Below are 18,062 nucleotides of genomic sequence, written 5' to 3' on the forward strand. Positions count from 1 at the left end.
TGTGGCCCGCGTGGTTAAGGGCTACGCCGTCCGTTCTCGGTGTATGCGGCTGTTCGTCAGCGTCGACCTCCCCGAGTCGCTCGTCGAACCGGTACGGACCCTCCAGTCGGCGTTCGCGGACGCGGACGGCCTCGACCTCGTCGACCCCGCGAACGCGCACGTCACGCTCGCGTTCCTCGGCGATATCGACGACGGCGAGTACGAGGACGCAGTCGCCGCGCTCGAACGCGGCGTCGAGGAAGCGGACGTCGCGCCGTTCGAGGCCTCCTTCGAGGGGCTCGGCGTCTTCCCGAGCATGGAGTACATCTCGGTCGTGTGGCTCGGCGTCGAAGCGGGCGCCGACCGCCTCACGGCGCTCCACGACGCGCTCGAACGCGAGTACGCCGCGCTCGGCGTCGAGGCCGACGACCACGAGTTCACGCCCCACGTCACGCTCGGGCGGCTGAGACACGCCGGCGGGAAAGAGCGCGTCCGAGAGGTCGTTCGGGAGCACGCGGCCGACGTCGGACGGATGCGCGTCGAGGAAGTGCGCCTGGCGGAGAGCACGCTCACCCACGACGGCCCCGAGTACGAGACGCGCGAACGCGTCCCGCTCCGCTGACGGTTACTCGTCCTCGGGCTCGCCGAGGTTGCCTTCGCGCCAGTTCTCCAGCGTCTCCTCGAGGGCGGTCGCACACGACTCGACGTCCGTCATCGTCAGGCCGTCCGTCGTGATGAAGACGCCCTCCCGGTCGGTCGTGACGCGGAGGAGGTAGCCGTTCTCGAACGCGCGAATCGTGTACTGGTAGTCGCCGAGCTCGCTCCCGCCGTAGGTGTCCTGAGTGAGCTGGAAGGACTGCCACTCCGCGCCGATGAACGAGGAGAGGTCGGCGTCGCGCTCGAGGTCCGAGCGGAGGTAGACCTGCTCGAAGTCGGTGCGCGTGAAGTACGTCACCGAACGGAGGCTATCGCCCACCGCCGTTCGGGCGATGATGCGCAGGCGTTCGCGGGCTTCGTCCGAGAGCATGTCGTGCCCCAGTTCCGCGTCTTCGTTGGCCATACGTGGCGTGTTCGCGCACAGGCCCTTAATGGAATTGGGGGCGGCCGGCGAGCGCAGACCGCCGCCTCGACGCTCACCGGGCCAGAAGAACAACGTTTTAAGCGCGGCGGGTAAACGTTCGTACCACTATGGGCAAGAAGTCCAAGGGCAAGAAGAAGCGGCTGGCGAAGCTGGAGCGCCAGAACAGCCGCGTCCCGGCCTGGGTCATGATGAAGACGGACCGCGAAGTCCAGCGAAACCCGAAGCGCCGCAACTGGCGGCGTAGCGACACGGACGAGTAACGATGAGCGCAAGCGACTTCGAGGAGCGCATCGTCACCGTTCCGCTCCGGGACCTCAACGCCGTACCGAAGCACGAGCGCGCCGGCAAAGCCGCGACGCTCGTCCGCGAGCACCTCGCGAAGCACTTCGCGGTCGACACCGAGGAGGTCCGCCTCGACCCCTCCATCAACGAAGCCATCTGGTCGCGTTCGAACAAGAACCCGCCGAGCAAGCTTCGCGTCCGCGCCGCGCGCTTCGAGGAAGAGGGCGAGACCGTCGTCGAAGCCGAGCACGCGAGCGAATAACCGCCTTGCTTCGCGCTGCGTTCTCCGGATCGCCGTACGTCGGTGTGTTCGCCCGTGCGACCGATAGCTGCGTCCTCGTCCGTCCCGACCTCGACGACGCGCTCGTCGAGGACGTCGCGGACGAACTCGAAGTCCCCGCCGTCCGCACGACGGTCGGCGGCTCCAGCACCGTCGGCGCGCTCGCCGCCGGGAACTCGAACGGCCTGCTCGTCAGCAGTCGCGTCCGCGAGCGCGAGCGCGAGCGCATCGCCGACGCCACCGACCTCGACGTCGGGACGCTCCCCGGGCGCGTCAACGCCGCCGGCAACGTCGTGCTCGCGAACGACACCGGCGCGTACGTCCATCCCGACCTCTCGCGGTCGGCCGTCGAAGCCGTCACCGACACCCTCGACGTGCCCGTGACGCGCGGGCGGATCGCTGACGTCGAAACCGTCGGCACGGCCGCCGTCGCGACGAACGACGGCGTGCTCTGTCACCCGAAGACCACCGACGACGACCTCGACCACCTCGAGGACGCCCTCGGCGTGCCGGCCGACATCGGCACCATCAACTACGGCGCGCCGCTCGTCGGTTCCGGACTCGTCGCGAACACGCACGGCTACGTCGTCGGCGAGGACACGACCGGGCCGGAACTCGGCCGCATCGAGGACGCCCTCGGATACATCTGAGCCCTTCTTCTCCGGGCGTTCCAGCCGAATCCTAAGATACTTCCCGCTCGCGCCCCCGGTTCCACCCATGAGTCTTGGAGGCGGCGGTGGCGGTCGACAGCAGCTACAGGAACTCTCCCAGCAGATTCAGGCCCTCGAAGAGGAGAAAGAAGAGCTCGAAGCCGAGATCGAGAGCCTGCAGGCCGAGCAGCAGGAGATCGACGAGGCCATCGAGGCGCTGGACACCATCGAGACGGGGTCGACGGTGCAGGTGCCCGTCGGCGGCGGCGCGTACCTCCGCGCGGAAGTGCAGGACATCGACGAGGTCATCGTCGGCCTCGGCGCCGACTACGCGGCCGAGCGCACCCAGGAGGGCGCCGTCGAGAGTCTCGAGACGAAGCAGGACCAGATCGACGACCAGATCGACGACCTGCAGGACGAGGTCGTCGAGGTCGAGCAGGAGAGCACGCAGCTCGAACAGCAGGCCCAGCAGGCCCAGCAACAGATGATGCAGCAGCAGATGCAGCAGCAGCAGGGCCAGCAGGGCGACGGCGAGTAAGCCCCGATGTTCGACGGGTTGAAGGAGAAGCTCGGTCGGTTCCGCGAGGACGCCGAAGAGGTCGCCGAGGAGAAGGCCGAGGAAGTCGAGGAACCGACCGACGAGTCAGACGCATCTCCGGCGGACGCCGAGGAGTCGGACCCCGCCGACGCGGACGGCGAGCGTGAGGGCGCGGCGGAACCCGAACCGGAGGCGGCCGTGGAAGAGGCGGAGACGTCCGACGCGGATGTGCCCGCCGAAGGAGCCGCCGACGGCGCGTCCGCCGCGTCCGAGACGGCCGACTCCGAGGGCGTCGAGGCCGACGAAGCCGAGCCCGAACCCGTCGAAGCCGAAACCGACGCCGACACAGCGGAGGCCGACGCCGAAGCGGCGGAAGCCGACGCCGAGGGCGACGAGTCCGAGGAAGGCGAATCCTCGGGCCGCTTCGGCCTCGCGCGCAAGGCGAAGTCCGCCGTTCGCGGGCGCGTCGTCATCGAGGAAGAGGACCTGGAGGACCCGCTCTGGGAGCTCGAGATGGCGCTCCTCGAGAGCGACGTCGAGATGAGCGTCGCGGAAGCCATCCTCGACCAGATCCGCGAGGACCTCGTCGGCCAGGAGCGCAAGTTCACCGAGTCGACGGGCGACCTCGTCGACGAGGCGCTACGCGACGCGCTCCTCTCCGTCATCGGCGTCGGGCAGTTCGACTTCGACGAGCGCGTCGCCGAGGCCGACAAGCCGCTCGTCATCGTCTTCACCGGCATCAACGGCGTCGGGAAGACGACGAGCATCGCGAAGCTCTCCAACTACCTCGAGGAGCGCGGCTTCTCCTCGGTCATCGCGAACGGCGACACCTATCGCGCCGGCGCGAACGAGCAGGTGCGCGAGCACGCCGAGACCCTCGACACGAAGCTCATCGCACACGAGCAGGGCGGCGACCCCGCCGCCGTCATCTACGACGCCGTCGAGTACGCCGAAGCGAACGACATCGACGTCGTCCTCGGCGACACCGCCGGCCGCCTCCACACCTCCTCCGACCTGATGGAGCAGCTCGCGAAGATCGACCGCGTCGTCGGCCCCGACATGACGCTCTTCGTCGACGAAGCGGTCGCCGGACAGGACGCCGTCAACCGCGCGCGCGAGTTCGACGACGCCGCCGAAATCGACGGCGCCATCCTCACGAAGGCGGACGCCGACTCGCAGGGCGGCGCCGCTATCTCCGTCGCGTACGTCACCGGGAAGCCCATCCTCTTCCTCGGCACCGGGCAGGGCTACGACGACCTCGAGCGCTTCGACCCGGACGCGCTCGTCGACGACCTCCTCGGCGTCGACGAGGAGTAGGGCGCGCCACCGGGCGAGTCCGCTTCGCCGAGTGCGTGCTACATCTCTTCTTCGGGCGTCTCCGCCGCGACCAGCACGAGTCGGCGGCGGCCACGCCGGTCGTACGCGCGGACGTCCGCGACGTCCCACGGCGGCACGGCGACGAGCAGGCGCGCCGCCAAGTCGTCGCCGAGCGCCGGGTCCGGGTCACCCATCGGATGCGCGAGGAAGCGTCCCTTCGTCTGCCCCGACGGAGTCGCGAGGTCCACGCCGAACACTGCGTCGAGCGCCCGCCCCGCGTCCGGGAAGTAGAAGTCGGAGAAGACGGCGGCGTCGACGGGCACCTCGGCGAGCGGCGTTCCGGTGCCGTCGCTCGCGTCGAGTGCGGACGGGGCGCTCGTCGCGAGCGCCACGGAGAGCGCGCGCGGTTCGGCGTCCGCCGCGAGCGCGCAGAGCGTTTCGACGAGCGCGTGCGTCGCGTAGACCGGCTCGCGCTCCTCAGAACCGTCAGCCACGTTAGACGGCGTCCTCCGGGTCGTTGTTCTCGCTGACGCGTTCGACCTCCGTCCGGTAGCGCTCGCGCGTCGCCTCGTCCTCGACGGGCGTGAGCTTCGCGGGGTCGACGTCGCGGGCGGCCGTCGGGTCGGGCGCGTTCAGCGACTGCTGTTTCTCGAAGTGGCGCTCGCCGTCCGGCGTCGCGTACTCGACGGTGAGCATCCCCTTGTCCGTGTACTCGCGGCCGACGAACCAGACGCGAACGGCATCGTCCTCGCTCATACGCACGGCTTGGACGCGGGGGCGTTTGGCTCTTGGGAGACGGCCGACGGCGAGCGCGGCGTTCAAACGGCCGCGTCGACTACTCGGGAGTGATGGACGCGGACGCGGTACGCGACGCCGCCGGCGAGCTCCCCGCAGAGCCCGGCGTCTACCAGTTCCAACGCGGCGACACGACGCTCTACGTCGGGAAAGCCGTCGACCTGCGGGCGCGCGTTCGCTCGTACGCCGACGCGCGGAGCGCGCGCATCGCGCGGATGGTCGAGCGCGCCGACGCGCTCGACTTCGCGGTGACCGACACCGAGACGCAGGCGCTCCTCCTCGAAGCGAACCTCATCAAGCGCCACCAGCCGAAGTACAACGTCCGCCTGAAGGACGACAAGTCCTACCCGCTCGTCCAACTCACTGACCACGCGTTCCCCCGGATCGAGGTGACGCGCGACCCCGACGAGGGCGCGACGGCCTACGGCCCCTACACGGACGTCGAGCGCGTCGAAACCGTCGTGAAGGCGATTCGGGAGACCTACGGCCTCCGTGGGTGCTCCGAGCACAAGTTCGAGGGGCGCGCGCGGCCGTGCCTCGACCACGACATCGGCCTCTGCTCTGCGCCCTGCACGGACGAAATCTCGCGCGACGCGTATCGCGAGGACGTCAAGTCCGCGAAGCGCTTCTTCGAGGGCGAAACCGGCGTGCTCGCCGACCCGATCGAGCGCGAGATGGAGGACGCCGCCCAAGCGCAGGCGTTCGAGCGCGCCGCGAACCTCCGTGACCGACTCGACGCCGTCCGGGCGTTCCACGGCGGGGGCGGCGAAGCGGTCGCGGGCGGCGGGAGCGAACGGGACGTCGACGTCCTCGGCGTCGCCATCGAGGGCGACACCGCCACCGTCGCGCGCCTCCACAGCGAGGGCGGCCAGCTCGTCGAGCGCGACCAGCACACCCTCACCGCACCCGAGGGCGAGGACCGCGTCGCCACCGTCCTCGCCGCGTTCGTCCCGCAGTACTACGCCGAACGCCGCCTCCCCGACGCCCTCCTGCTCCCCGAGGACCCCGGTGACCCGGACGTCGCCGACTGGCTCGAAGCCGAGGGCGTCGCCGTCCGCGTCCCCGGCGCCGGCCGCGAAGCCCGCCTCGTCGACCTCGCGCTGAAGAACGCCCACCGCCGCGCCGGCGGCCGCGACGAACTCGGCGCGCTCCGCGACGCGCTCGGCTTGGAGCGCCGCCCCGAGCGCATCGAGGGCGTCGACGTCAGTCACGCCCAGGGAAAGGCCGTCGTCGGCAGCGACGTCACCTTCGTCGACGGGAGCGCCGAGAAGGCCGATTATCGGCGCAAGAAACTCGGCGAGGAGAACGACGACTACGCGAACATGTACCGGCTCGTCCGGTGGCGCGCGGAGCGCGCCGTCGACGGCCGCGACGACCGCCCCGATCCCGACCTCCTCCTCGTCGACGGCGGGCGCGGCCAACTCGACGCCGCGCTCGACGCCCGCGACGACGTCGGCTGGGAAGTACCAACAGTCGCGCTCGCGAAACGCGACGAGACCGTGGTGACGCCCGACGCCACGTACGACTGGGATGACGACGCACCCCAGCTCCACCTCCTCCAGCGCGTCCGCGACGAAGCCCACCGCTTCGCCGTCCAATACCACCAGCGCCTCCGCGACACCGTCGACACCGCACTCGACGACGTCGACGGTATCGGACCCGCCACCCGCAAACGCCTCCTCCGGCGCTTCGGGAGCGTTGAGGGCGTCCGCGCCGCCAGCGTCGACGAACTCCGCGACGTCGACGGCGTCGGGCCCGCGCTCGCCGAGCGCATCGCGCGGCGTCTCTGAGAACCACGGTACGGGGAAACCGCTAAGGGCCGCGGCCCGAACTAGACGCGTATGTCCACGGGGAGCAACGCCGGCCGGGTCTTCCGCACGCTCGGGCGAGCGAGTGCGCGCGTCCGCTGGCGCCACCTCCTCGGCGCCGCGCTCGCCGTCGTCGCCCTCCTCCTCGCGGCCGCCATCGGCTGGGTCGCCGCCGCAGTCGTCGTCGCCCTCCTCGTCGTCGCGTCTCTCGCAGTCGACAGCGTCGAAATCGTCCAGGCCTACGAACGCCGCCCCTACACCGTCCTCGGAAGGTACGACGGCACTCTCGGTCCCGGCATCAACTTCGTCCTCCCGCTCGTCACCGAGACGCACGTCTTCGACACGCGCACCCAGATGATCGAAGTCCCCACGCAGGAGGCCATCACGCAGGACAACTCGCCCGTCCGCGCGTCCGCCGTCGTCTACCTGCGCGTCGTCGACGCCGAGAAGACCTTCCTCGAAGTCGAGGCCTACCGGCAGGCCGTCGCCTACCTCGCGCAGACCTCACTCCGCGCCGTCATCGGCGACATGGAGCTCGACGACACGCTCAGTCGCCGCGAGGAGATGAACGACCGCATCCACGACCAGCTCGGCGACACCGTCGCCGAATGGGGCGTCGACGTCGAAGCCGTCGAAGTCAAAGCCGTCATGCCGAGCGACGGCGTCGTCACCGCGATGGAGCGCCAGACCGCCGCCGAACGCCACCGGCGCGCCATGATACTCGAAGCACAGGGAGCGAGGCAGGCCGCCATCGAACGCGCCGTCGGGGACAAACAGGCCGCAGTGCTCCGCTCCGAAGGTCGCAAGCGCGCCAGCGTCCTCGAAGCCCAGGGCGACGCCACAGCCACCGTCCTCCGCGCGCGCGCCGCCGAAGCGATGGGCGAACGCGCCATCATCGAGCGCGGCTTCGAGGCCATCGAGCGCGTCGGCCGAGGCGCGGCCACCACGTACGTCGTCCCGCAAGAACTCACCGCGCTCGTCGGCCGCTACGGCCGCCACCTCACGGGTGGTGGCTCCGGGGGCGGTCTCGACTCCCTCGGCGTCGACCTCGCCTACCTCGACTTCGAGGACGTCGTCGAGACACCCGCCGACGCCGACGAAGTCGAAATCGAGATCGACTGACTACCAGTCCGACTCCGGTTCGGGCTCCACGCCGTCCGCGTCCGCCACGTCGTCGAGGTCGTACTCCTCCCGGAGCGACGCGATCCGGTCACGGATGTCCGCCGCCAGCTCGAACTCGAGGTTCGACGCCGCCTCCGCCATCCGCTCCTCCAGCTCCTCGACCCGCTCGGCCGCCGCGTCCGCGTCCGCGATTCCCTCCGAGGAGACATCCGACGTCTCCGTCTTCGCCCCCGGCAGGTTCGCCTCCGAAACCGCCTTCTCGATGGTCTTCGGCTCCACGTCGTGCTCCTCGTTGAACTCGCGCTGGATGCGGCGCCGGCGGCGCGTCTCCGCAATCGCCTCCTCCATCGCCTCCGTCGTCTCGTCCGCGTAGAGGACGGCCGTCCCGTTCACGTTCCGCGCCGCGCGCCCCATCGTCTGAATCAGGCTCGTCCGCGACCGCAGGAACCCCTGCTGGTCCGCGTCCAGGATCGCGACCAGCGACACCTCCGGGATGTCGAGGCCCTCGCGCAGGAGGTTGATCCCGACCAACACGTCGAACTCGCCCAAGCGAAGGCCGCGGACGAGCTCGTGGCGCTCCAGCGTGTCCGTCTCGTCGTGCATGTACTCGACCGCCACCCCCGCCTCCTCGAGGTACTCCGTGAGGTCCTCGGCCATCCGCTTCGTCAGCGTCGTCACCAGCGTCCGCTCGTCGCGCTCCGTGCGCTCGCGAATACGCGCGAGCAGGTCGTCTATCTGCCCGTCCGCCGGCGACACCTCCACCGCCGGGTCCACGAGATGCGTCGGCCGAACGACCTGCTCGACCACCTGCCCCGAGACCTCGCGCTCGTACTCCGCCGGCGTCGCCGACACGTAGAGCGTCCGGTCCGTCTTCTCCTCGAACTCCTCGAAGGACAACGGCCGGTTCGCGTACGCCGTCGGCAGCCGGAACCCGTTCTCCACCAAGCTCTCCTTGCGCGCCTTATCGCCCGCCAGCTGCCCACGTATCTGTGGAACCGTCCGGTGCGACTCGTCGATGACCGTCAGGAAGTCGTCCGGGAAGTAATCCAGGAGCGTGTAGGGCGCATCGCCCATCTCGCGGTCCGAGAAATAGAGCGTGTAGTTCTCGATCCCCGAGCAGTAGCCCGCCTCCTGGAGCATCTCCAAGTCGAAGGTCGTGCGCTCCTCGATACGCTGCGCCGCCACCAGGTCGCCCTCGCGCTCGAAGTGACTGACGCGCTCCTCCATGTCAGCCTCAATCCGCTCCATCGCCGACGCCAATCGGTCCTCCGGAATCGAGTAGTGCTCCGCCGGGTGGAAGAGCACCGCCGGCTCCTCCGACACCACCTCCCCCTCCAGTGGGTCCAGCTTCGTCAGCCGATCCACCTCGTCGCCCCAGAACTCCACGCGGACCGCGTAGCGACCGTACATCGGGAACACCTCCACCGTGTCACCACGCACCCGGAACGTCCCCTGCGTGAAGTCCACGTCGTTGCGCTCGTAGTTCAGGTCCACGAGTCGCGAGAGCAGTTCGTCGCGCTCCAGCGACTCCCCGCGCTCCACCGAGAGCGACATATCCACGTAGTTCGACGGGTCGCCGAGCCCGTAGATCGCCGACACCGACGCCACCACGATCACGTCATCGCGGGTCAACAGCGACCGCGTCGCCGAATGGCGCAACCGGTCGATCTCCTCGTTCACCGACGCGTCCTTGTCGATGTACGTGTCCGTCTGCTCGACGTACGCCTCCGGCTGATAGTAATCGTAGTACGAGACGAAATACTCCACCGCGTTCTCCGGGAAGAGGTTCTTCAGCTCCTCGTAGAGCTGCGCCGCGAGCGTCTTGTTGTGCGCGATCACCAGCGTCGGCTCCTGCACCTCCTCGATCACCCACGACACCGTGTTCGTCTTCCCCGACCCCGTCACGCCCAACAGCGTCTGCGCGTCCATCCCAGCCTCGAAGCCCGACGCCAGCGCCTCAATCGCCTCCGGCTGATCGCCGGCCGGGTCGAACGGCGCGTCGACGCGGAACTCCCGCTCTACGTCCGGACGGTCGGGTTGGAGCGGACCGGTATCACTCATCACCGGAACCTAGCGCCATGGCTACGTAAGTTGCGTGCCGTCCGCAACAGGTGCAACGCCTGACGGCCTGCGAAACGTTTTCCCCGCCGCTGGCGAACTACCGAATATGGCACTCGAAAACCTACAGGACGCCAGCGAAACCCTCGAACAGGCCGCCGCCGACGCCGAAGACGACGAGATCCGAGAGCGCATCACCACGCAGGCCGAGCAGCTCGGCAAACTCGCCGAGCGCGAACGCGGCCCCGATCACGGCCGACTCGCACGACACATGCACGCCCTCCAAGACCTCGTCGACGACACCGACGGCGACCTCGCCGCACAGATCGACGACGCGCTCGCGAGCGTTCGAGCCTACCGCGAAACCGTCAGCGGCGTCTAACGACAGCGCCGCCGCTACTCAGTAGACGAGTACAGAAAGCCAAGGGCCGGATTTGAACCGGCGGTGGGCGGCTCTGCAGGCCGCTGCGTTAGGCCGGACTCTGCCACCTTGGCGCAGTTTTTCGTAGCGGACTCGCGCGCTTAAGCGTAGCGGTCCGTACCGCTTGGAGGAAACGCAAACTACCCCCGAACGACATAGCTGTCGCTCGAGGGTAGTAAAGTCGAAATGGGGTTGAATCCAACCCCAATTAATGAATGGCGAGGCGGCGAATCAGTGTTCCCAGAGGCTCGCGCACTCCAGTACTACCTGATACGCAGGTGGGCTTAACTTCCGTGTTCGGGATGGGTACGGGTGTACCCCCACCGCTGTGGCCGCCTCAATGCCGATCTACGGAATCGAACCGTAGCAATACCAATATCGGTATCGAGACTCCTCCGACTGTGTGTGTAATGTGTAATCCAGTTAACGCCTGGACTCGCGTGCAGATAGTCCAAGTCTATGAATGTGTGGCTCGATCGATTAGTGCTCGCGGACTCAACGTCTCGTTGCCTCGACGCGTACATCCCGAGTCTATCTAACTCGTCTTCTACGAGTGATCTCCACGGTGCTTCTTTTCCAGGTGGGTTTCGAGCTTAGATGCGTTCAGCTCTTACCCCGTGCTGCGTAGCTGCCCGGCACATGCCCTCTCGGACAACCGGTACACCAGTGGCAACCGTTCGTAGTTCCTCTCGTACTATACGAACGTTCCCGTCAAGCACCATAACACCCCCAATAGATAGCAGCCGACCTGTCTCACGACGGTCTAAACCCAGCTCACGACCTCCTTTAATAGGCGAACAACCTCACCCTTGCCCGCTTCTGCACGGGCAGGATGGAGGGAACCGACATCGAGGTAGCAAGCCACTCGGTCGATATGTGCTCTTGCGAGTGACGACTCTGTTATCCCTAAGGTAGCTTTTCTGTCATCTATGGCCCGCATCAAGCAGGCTCATAGGTTCGCTAGACCACGCTTTCGCGTCAGCGTCCCTCGTTGTGTAGGACACTGTCAGCCCATCTTATGCTCTTGCACTCTTCTCCGAGTCTCCGACTCGGATGAGATGGACGTAGGGCGCGCTCGATATCTTTTCGAGCGCGTACCGCCCCAGTCAAACTGCCCGGCTACCGGTGTCCTCCTCCCGGAGTGAGGGTCACAGTCACTGACGGGTAGTATTTCACTGATGGCTCGGTGGCCCGCTAGCGCGGGTACCTGTGTAACGCCTCCTACCTATGCTGCACATCAGCGACCGTGTCCCAGCGACAGCCTGCAGTAAAGCTCTATAGGGTCTTCGCTTCCCCTTGGGGGTCTCCAGACTCCGCACTGGAACGTACAGTTCACCGGGCCCAACGTCGGGACAGTGAAGCTCTCGTTGATCCATTCATGCAAGCCGCTACTGAAGCGGCAAGGTACTACGCTACCTTAAGAGGGTCATAGTTACCCCCGCCGTTAACGGGTCCTTCGTCCTATTGTACTAGGTGTTCAGATACCCGCACTGGGCAGGATTCAGTGACCGTACGAGTCCTTGCGGATTTGCGGTCACCTATGTTGTTATTAGACAGTCGGAGCTTCCATGATACTGCGACCTGCCCAATCACTGGGCAGGCATCCCTTATCGCGAACTTACGGGACTAATTTGCCGAATTCCCTGACGTCGGTTGATCCCGACAGACCTTGGCTTTCGCTGCCAGAGCACCTGTGTCGGATCTCGGTACGGATGTCGTACTCGTCTTTTCACGGGCCCCGGGTTGGATCGACTATCGCTATCCCACCATTCGTCCGCTTCCTGCCATTACGGCTTCCACGGATTTCGGTGGTTCGACCGGACGATTGTCCGGCTCGACCTACCCCAAGGCGTCAACTTTCAACGTACGACAGTACTGGAATATTAACCAGTTTCCCTTTTGTCACACTCGAATTACGATGTGACTTAGGACCGACTAACCCTCGGCTGATCAGCATTGCCGAGGAACCCTTGCTCTTTCGGTCGTCGAGGTTCTCACCCGACTAACGCTGCTACTATGACCAGGATTTTCGTTCCTGCACGGTCCATACGAACTCTCGTCCGTACTTCCACCCGAGCAGAACGCCGACCTACAAGATCACCCCTTCACGGGTGCTGTCAGGTCTCGGTGACGAGCTTGAGCCCCGATCATTTTGGGCGCCTCGAACCTCGGCCGGTAAGCTGTTACGCTTTTCTTAGAGGGTAGCTGCTTCTAAGCTCACCTCCCGGCTGTTTAGGGCTCGAGACAACCTTCAATCGCACTTAGCTCGTACTTGGGGACCTTAACCTAACTCTGGGTTGTCTCCCTCACGGTGCACAGGCTTACCCCGCACACCGGATTCCTCGCGTCCACAGCGTTCATAGGTTCGGAGTTCGACAGGGGGGCCGACTCCTCTCGGAGGCGGACTCCCCAATCGGTCGCTCTACCCCATGAACTACCTCGGCGAAGGTCATGCTTCGACATGTTTCGGTCGGAACCAGCTGTTGCCGAGTTCGATGGGCCTTTCACCCCTACACGTAGGTCACGGGAGGGTATTGTAAGACACCACCCCTAACAGGCCTCCACACGGCTTTCGCCGTGCTTCACCTTGCCCACGCGTAGATCACTCGGTTTCGGGTCGTGCCCGTTTGACTCCCCGCCCTTGAAGACGGCGGTCCTCGCAATGCTGCGACCATGTCGGTTTCCCTATGCCTTCCCCGATACTCGGGTTAGACTCGCCAAACAGGCACACTCCCTGGTTCGTTTTTCAAAACGTACGACCGGACATCGGCTCCCTCTCGATCCTACCAAAGGCTTGCACCTCGGTCGTTCTCGAAAGGGCCTTTTATGCCCAGTCGCTCCATCGCCACCTGATTTCAGGCTCTATTTCAGCTCCCTTCTCGGGATACTTTTCAGCGTTCGCTCACGCTACTTGTTCACTATCGGTCTCGAGGAGTACTTAGTCTTAGCAGTCGATGCCTGCTAAATTCACGAGGAATTTCCGGTCCCCGCTACTCTGGAACTGACGCACGAACTACTAGATCGGATTACGGGGCTGTCACCCTGTATCGCACTCCGTTTCAGGAGACTTCACACGATCCTTCATTCGATGAAAGTCAGTCCGAACACCACATTGCCCCAAGGGGGCTTCGGTTTGGACTGAGCCGCGTTCACTCGCGGTTACTAACGGCGTCTCATTCGATTTCTCTTCCTGACCGTACTAAGATGTTTCAATTCCGGTCGTTCCCCATTGCGCAAAGCAATTGTAAAAGGGATTCCCATTCGGAAATCCTGAGTTCTACGCCTCCGTGCGGCTCCCTCAGGCTTATCGCAGCTTGGCACGTCCGTCGTCGGCACTCGAGCCGAGCCATCCACCAGGCGGCACAGTAGCCACGTTGTTGTCAATGTTGTGACGTTCAATAAGACTCGCACTACACTGCAAGCGAGTCCAGTGAGCGCCTGGATTACACGTACACACAGTCTTCATCGCACGTCCCGGAGGTGATCCGGGAGCGTACATCGACCCTTCCCATCCGCGCTCTCACGGGATGGTGCATCAGTCGAACTCAATCAATCATTCCGGCGTCCCACACTTAAGGGGCACGATCCGGAACTACTGATTGAACACATGGACCCACTGGGATTCGAACCCAGGGCATCCTCCTTGCAAAGGAGGCACTCTACCACTGAGCTATGGGCCCACCCCCACACAGGGGGGTTCGTTAGCCTCGATGGTCTAAAGTGTCCGGCTGGCGCGACGCCTGTCCTCGCAACAAATGTGGGTCGAGCCCAGAAGGCTCGATCCCGTGCGTTAGGAGGTGATCCAGCCGCAGATTCCCCTACGGCTACCTTGTTACGACTTAAGCCCCCTTGCGGAGCCCAGATTCGACCGCCGAAACGGCGGCCTCATCCGGACCCCACTCGGGTGCTTTGACGGGCGGTGTGTGCAAGGAGCAGGGACGTATTCACCGCGCGCTCTTGACACGCGATTACTACCGAATCCAGCTTCATGAGGGCGAGTTTCAGCCCTCAATCCGAACTACGACCGAGTTTAGGAGATTAGCGTCACCTCTCGGTGTTGCAACCCATTGTCTCGGCCATTGTAGCCCGCGTGTAGCCCGGCTCATTCGGGGCATGCTGACCTACCGTTGCCCGTTCCTTCCTCCGCTTTAGCAGCGGCAGTCCGCCTAATGTACCCAACCACCAATCGGTGTTGCTGGCAATTAGACGTGCGGGTCTCGCTCGTTGCCTGACTTAACAGGACGCCTCACGGTACGAGCTGACGGCGGCCATGCACCTCCTCTCAGTAGCGTCGGGTAAGGTCGTCAACCTGACCGTCATTACTACTGTCGGAGCCGGTGAGATGTCCGGCGTTGAGTCCAATTAAACCGCAGGCTCCTCCGGTTGTAGTGCTCCCCCGCCAATTCCTTTAAGTTTCATCCTTGCAGACGTACTTCCCAGGCGGTCCGCTTCTCGGCTTCCCTACGGCACAGCACAGGCTCGTAGCCTGTGCCACACCTAGCGGACATCGTTTACAGCTAGGACTACCCGGGTATCTAATCCGGTTCGAGACCCTAGCTTTCGTCCCTCACTGTCGGATCCGTCCTTCCAAGGTGCTTTCGCCATCGGCGGTCCGTCCAGGATTACAGGATTTCACTCCTACCCCGGACGTACCCCTTGGATCTTCCGGTCCCAAGCCAATCAGTTTCCGCTGGACGCCCACCTGTTGAGCAGGTGGATTTCCCAACGGACTTGACTGGCCAGCTACGGACGCTTTAGGCCCAATAAAATCGGTCATCACTCGAGCTGCCGGTATTACCGCGGCGGCTGGCACCGGTCTTGCCCAGCTCTTATTCGTAGACCACCTTACGGTCTACAAAAGTGTGAGCTCTATGCCCACACACTCGGAGTCCCCCTATCGCACTTGCGTACAGTGTAAAGGTTTCGCGCCTGCTGCGCCCCGTAGGGCCCGGAATCTTGTCTCAGATTCCGTCTCCGGGCTCTTGCTCTCACAACCCGTACCGATTATGGGCACGGTGGGCCGTTACCCCACCGTCAACCTAATCGACCGCAGCCGCATCCTGTAGCGCCAAAGCGTTTCCGGCTCACGTCCTTCCAGACAGCGAGCGTTATGATGGATTAGCCTCAGTTTCCCGAGGTTGTCCATCTCTACAGGGTAGCTTGGCCACGTGTTACTGAGCTTTCCGCTACGAGTCTAAACTCGTACAACTAGCATGGCTAAATCGGACTCCGATAGCAATGACCTCCGGCAGGATCAACCGGAATGTGCTGAGGTGTAACCCCAGCTCGGCGGGAACAAAGGTTCCGCTGGTTGCGACGACAGAGCGTCGAACCAGCCGGATGTCACTGACCATCGAGGCTAACATCAGATCCCATCTGTACGGCGGACCGCAGGGGTAGGATCCTCATTCCTTCCGGACCAGAGTGTTTGGTTCGGGGGTACTTAGACCCGTCGAACGCGTGTCGTGGTCCGGGACGACGTGTGCATTCCTTCCGAATACTCGTGGGTACTTAACCCCCTCGAAGCGCACCCGGATTGGATGCGTCGAGGAGTGCCCCGCGAGTGTCGGAATAGATGCGTGCGTCGGTAGCGCCGGGCGAACCGGGCTACGTCACGTCGCTCGCATTTGTTCCGAATCGCGGGATACCCTTAAGGGTGACGTTCCGACCTCGCCGGAAGCGAGGCGGACCATCACCCGAGTGGATTCGGGAGGCGTGCGTCGGTGGCGCCGGGCGAACCGGGCCACGTCACGTCCTTCGCATTTCTTCGAATGCCCGGGTAACGGATAAGGCCGTCGAACCACCCCCTCCTTCGGGACGCTCTATCGTGGCACGGAAAATGCGACGCGGGCGGAGGCCGACCGGTCATCCTACGCGTGTGTGCGTACAGTCTGGCCGGGTGGTACCCGCGCAGACGGCACTACGCGACGGGGGAGGATTAACGCGACGGATGGCTGGTCGGGTGGGGAGCCGACCGACGGTCCGTGCTCAGGGTTCCTCGAGGTGCTCGATCCCCTGTTTGGCGACGTTCGCTTCGGTGATTTCCCCGGGCATCCAGTCGGGCTTGTCGTCGGGGGAGTCGGACTGCCACGCCCACGCCTCGTAGATGTGGAGTTTGTCGGTACCCTTCTCTCGGAGCTGTATCTCGTAGCGGGTGGCGGCCTCCTCGCTCTCGCCGACGTCGTCGATCCGCCGGGCGGCCTTGAGCGCCGCCTGTCTCGGCGTGCTCCCACTGAAAACACTACTCTCCGAACCGTCGCTGTCGCGGAGCGCGAAGTTCCGCTTGCCGTCCTCACGTACCATGGTCTCGTTCCATGCGAACGATACACAGGGCGTATCATAAACATATCGCCGAAATCGGCCGTCTGTGTGGCGATTCGCCGCCTGAGAGGAGCGGATCGGCGAAGCGGTGCAGACTCGGAAGGGCTTAAGTAACTGCTCTGTCGAACGTAGACGTAGGTCAGTCGATGGTCCGCAAGAAGAAGCTCAGCCCGAGTGGTGCGAAAGGGGAGGACGGGGAGTACCACAACGCTCACGTCAATCTCCACGAGGACGAACTCGCGGTCGCCGGGTTGGAGATCGGCGACGAGGTGTTCGTCCGCGTCCGCGAGGACAAGATTATCATCCAGAAAGCCGACCCGGACGAGGTCGAGCACGACTTCTGAGCGGGCCGTCAGATGTACGAGACGCTCAAGCCGCTCCTCTTCCAGTTACCGGCGGAGACGGCGCACACGACCATTCATTCTCTGCTACGCGGAGCACAGTCCGTCCCGCCGGTGCTCGCCGGCCTCGACCGCTGGTACGGCGTGGACGACGAGCGCCTGCGCGTGCGGGCGTTCGACAACGCGTTCCCCAACCCGGTGGGGGTCGCGGCGGGGTTCGACAAGAACGCGCACGTCCCGCGTGGGGTGGCGGCGCTCGGCTTCGGTCACCTCGAGGTCGGCGGCGTCACGGCGGAGCGCCAGCCCGGCAACCCGAAGCCGCGGATGTTCCGCCTGCCGGAGGACGAGGCGATCATCAACCGGATGGGTTTCAACAACGACGGCGCGGACGCGGTGGGCGCGCGCCTCGACGCGAGCGCGCTCCCGGACGTCCCGGTGGGCGTGAACATCGGGAAGTCGAAGTCCACGCCGCTCGATGAGGCGGCGGACGACTACCTGTACACGTACGAGCGCGTCGCGGACGCGGGCGACTACTTCGTGGTGAACGTCTCCAGCCCGAACACGCCGGGTCTGCGCGACCTCCAGCACAGCGACGCTTTGGCGGACATCCTGACGACGCTCCGTGAGGCGGGCGCGAGCCCGCTCCTCGTGAAGTTCTCCCCGGACCTCTCTCGCGAGGGGGTCGCGGCGGGCGTGGACCTCGCGGAGGAGCTCGGGCTCGACGGGGTCATCGCGGTGAACACGACGACGGAGCGCGACGGCCTCTCGCACCCGAACCGCGTGGAGGACGGCGGGCTCTCGGGCGCGCCGCTCCGGGACCGCGCGACGGACACGGTCCGCTTCGTCGCGGAGCGCACGGACCTCCCGGTCGTGGGCGTGGGCGGCGTCTTCACGGCCGAGGACGCGTACGCGAAGATCCGCGCTGGCGCGAGCGTCGTCCAGCTCTACACGGGGATGGTCTATCGCGGGCCGTCCATCGCGACGGAGATCAATCGCGGCCTCCTCGAACTCCTGGAGCGCGACGGCTTCGATTCGGTCGCGGACGCGGTCGGCGCGGACCTCTGAAGCG

General features: G+C 65.3%; 16 protein-coding genes, 2 tRNA genes and 3 rRNA genes. 11 read left to right on the plus strand and 10 right to left on the minus strand.

Annotated elements, in window-relative coordinates; all coding sequences use genetic code 11:
• Window positions 1-43 precede the first annotated feature (43 nt).
• Window positions 44-601: an RNA 2',3'-cyclic phosphodiesterase gene (gene thpR / locus EFA46_RS03785; RefSeq protein WP_123074620.1), complete on the plus strand. Its 558-nt coding sequence runs from the start codon at window positions 44-46 to the stop codon at window positions 599-601.
• Between the two features lie 3 nt (window positions 602-604).
• Here the strand turns inward: thpR and EFA46_RS03790 are convergent, their stop codons facing one another.
• A complete protein-coding gene (locus EFA46_RS03790; protein ID WP_218182528.1) occupies window positions 605-1,039 on the minus strand; it encodes a hypothetical protein in 435 nt (144 codons plus the stop codon).
• A gap of 128 nt (window positions 1,040-1,167) precedes the next feature.
• Here EFA46_RS03790 and EFA46_RS03795 point away from each other — a divergent pair, with 128 nt between their 5' ends.
• The 5 genes from EFA46_RS03795 to ftsY all read left to right on the plus strand — a co-directional run bounded on the left by EFA46_RS03795 (window position 1,168) and on the right by ftsY (window position 4,127).
• Window positions 1,168-1,320: a 50S ribosomal protein L39e gene (locus tag EFA46_RS03795; protein ID WP_123074618.1), complete on the plus strand. Its 153-nt coding sequence runs from the start codon at window positions 1,168-1,170 to the stop codon at window positions 1,318-1,320.
• 2 nt (window positions 1,321-1,322) lie between these two features.
• Window positions 1,323-1,604, plus strand: coding sequence for a 50S ribosomal protein L31e (locus EFA46_RS03800; RefSeq protein WP_123074616.1), 282 nt, complete (start codon window positions 1,323-1,325; stop codon window positions 1,602-1,604).
• A gap of 5 nt (window positions 1,605-1,609) precedes the next feature.
• Window positions 1,610-2,272, plus strand: coding sequence for a translation initiation factor IF-6 (locus EFA46_RS03805; protein WP_123074614.1), 663 nt, complete (start codon window positions 1,610-1,612; stop codon window positions 2,270-2,272).
• Between the two features lie 67 nt (window positions 2,273-2,339).
• Window positions 2,340-2,810: a prefoldin subunit alpha gene (gene pfdA / locus EFA46_RS03810; protein WP_123074612.1), complete on the plus strand. Its 471-nt coding sequence runs from the start codon at window positions 2,340-2,342 to the stop codon at window positions 2,808-2,810.
• Between the two features lie 6 nt (window positions 2,811-2,816).
• Window positions 2,817-4,127, plus strand: a complete 1,311-nt coding sequence (ftsY, locus tag EFA46_RS03815; protein ID WP_123074610.1) for a signal recognition particle-docking protein FtsY — start codon at window positions 2,817-2,819, stop codon at window positions 4,125-4,127.
• Between the two features lie 38 nt (window positions 4,128-4,165).
• Here ftsY and EFA46_RS03820 read toward each other — a convergent pair whose 3' ends face one another.
• Together EFA46_RS03820 and EFA46_RS03825 are read right to left on the minus strand one after the other, a co-directional pair.
• The gene (locus EFA46_RS03820) at window positions 4,166-4,621 is read right to left on the minus strand and encodes a hypothetical protein (protein WP_123074608.1); all 456 of its coding nucleotides are present in this window, start codon (window positions 4,619-4,621) and stop codon (window positions 4,166-4,168) included.
• 1 nt (window position 4,622) lies between these two features.
• Window positions 4,623-4,883, minus strand: coding sequence for a hypothetical protein (locus EFA46_RS03825; RefSeq protein ID WP_123074606.1), 261 nt, complete (start codon window positions 4,881-4,883; stop codon window positions 4,623-4,625).
• A gap of 92 nt (window positions 4,884-4,975) precedes the next feature.
• On the opposite strand from EFA46_RS03825, the gene EFA46_RS03830 reads away from it, so the two are divergent.
• Both EFA46_RS03830 and EFA46_RS03835 read left to right on the plus strand, forming a co-directional pair.
• A complete protein-coding gene (locus EFA46_RS03830; protein WP_123074604.1) occupies window positions 4,976-6,712 on the plus strand; it encodes an excinuclease ABC subunit C in 1,737 nt (578 codons plus the stop codon).
• Window positions 6,713-6,763: 51 nt separating this feature from the next.
• On the plus strand, window positions 6,764-7,852 hold the full coding sequence (locus EFA46_RS03835) for an SPFH domain-containing protein (RefSeq protein ID WP_123074602.1): 1,089 nt from the start codon (window positions 6,764-6,766) through the stop codon (window positions 7,850-7,852).
• Here EFA46_RS03835 and uvrB read toward each other — a convergent pair whose 3' ends face one another.
• A complete protein-coding gene (gene uvrB, locus EFA46_RS03840) occupies window positions 7,853-9,913 on the minus strand; it encodes an excinuclease ABC subunit UvrB (RefSeq protein ID WP_123074600.1) in 2,061 nt (686 codons plus the stop codon).
• 106 nt (window positions 9,914-10,019) lie between these two features.
• Between uvrB and EFA46_RS03845 the strand changes: the two genes are divergently transcribed.
• Window positions 10,020-10,292 carry a hypothetical protein gene (locus tag EFA46_RS03845; RefSeq protein ID WP_123074598.1) on the plus strand — a complete coding sequence of 91 codons (273 nt, stop codon included), beginning with the start codon at window positions 10,020-10,022 and terminating at the stop codon, window positions 10,290-10,292.
• Between the two features lie 37 nt (window positions 10,293-10,329).
• Here EFA46_RS03845 and EFA46_RS03850 read toward each other — a convergent pair.
• The 6 genes from EFA46_RS03850 to EFA46_RS03875 form a co-directional block, all read right to left on the minus strand.
• Window positions 10,330-10,405, minus strand: a tRNA-Cys gene (locus EFA46_RS03850).
• A 144-nt stretch (window positions 10,406-10,549) separates the two neighbouring features.
• Window positions 10,550-10,671: ribosomal RNA gene (gene rrf, locus EFA46_RS03855) — 5S ribosomal RNA — on the minus strand.
• 122 nt (window positions 10,672-10,793) lie between these two features.
• A 23S ribosomal RNA gene (locus EFA46_RS03860) occupies window positions 10,794-13,709 on the minus strand.
• Window positions 13,710-13,939: 230 nt separating this feature from the next.
• Window positions 13,940-14,011: transfer RNA gene (locus EFA46_RS03865), tRNA-Ala, on the minus strand.
• A 112-nt stretch (window positions 14,012-14,123) separates the two neighbouring features.
• Window positions 14,124-15,596 (minus strand): 16S ribosomal RNA (locus EFA46_RS03870).
• Together the 16S, 23S and 5S rRNA genes with 2 tRNA genes alongside form the textbook arrangement of a ribosomal RNA operon.
• A gap of 723 nt (window positions 15,597-16,319) precedes the next feature.
• The gene (locus tag EFA46_RS03875) at window positions 16,320-16,634 is read right to left on the minus strand and encodes a non-histone chromosomal MC1 family protein (protein WP_123074596.1); all 315 of its coding nucleotides are present in this window, start codon (window positions 16,632-16,634) and stop codon (window positions 16,320-16,322) included.
• Window positions 16,635-16,798: 164 nt separating this feature from the next.
• Between EFA46_RS03875 and EFA46_RS03880 the strand changes: the two genes are divergently transcribed.
• Together EFA46_RS03880 and EFA46_RS03885 are read left to right on the plus strand one after the other, a co-directional pair.
• Window positions 16,799-16,996 (plus strand): AbrB/MazE/SpoVT family DNA-binding domain-containing protein, encoded by a 198-nt coding sequence (locus tag EFA46_RS03880; RefSeq protein WP_123074594.1) that lies wholly within the window; start codon window positions 16,799-16,801, stop codon window positions 16,994-16,996.
• 12 nt (window positions 16,997-17,008) lie between these two features.
• Entirely contained in the window at window positions 17,009-18,058 is a 1,050-nt protein-coding gene (locus EFA46_RS03885) for a quinone-dependent dihydroorotate dehydrogenase (RefSeq protein ID WP_123074592.1), read from the plus strand.
• Window positions 18,059-18,062: the final 4 nt, after the last annotated feature.

Origin of the sequence: Halarchaeum sp. CBA1220, from assembly GCF_003721175.2 — an archaeon.
Lineage (GTDB): Archaea > Halobacteriota > Halobacteria > Halobacteriales > Halobacteriaceae > Halarchaeum > Halarchaeum grantii.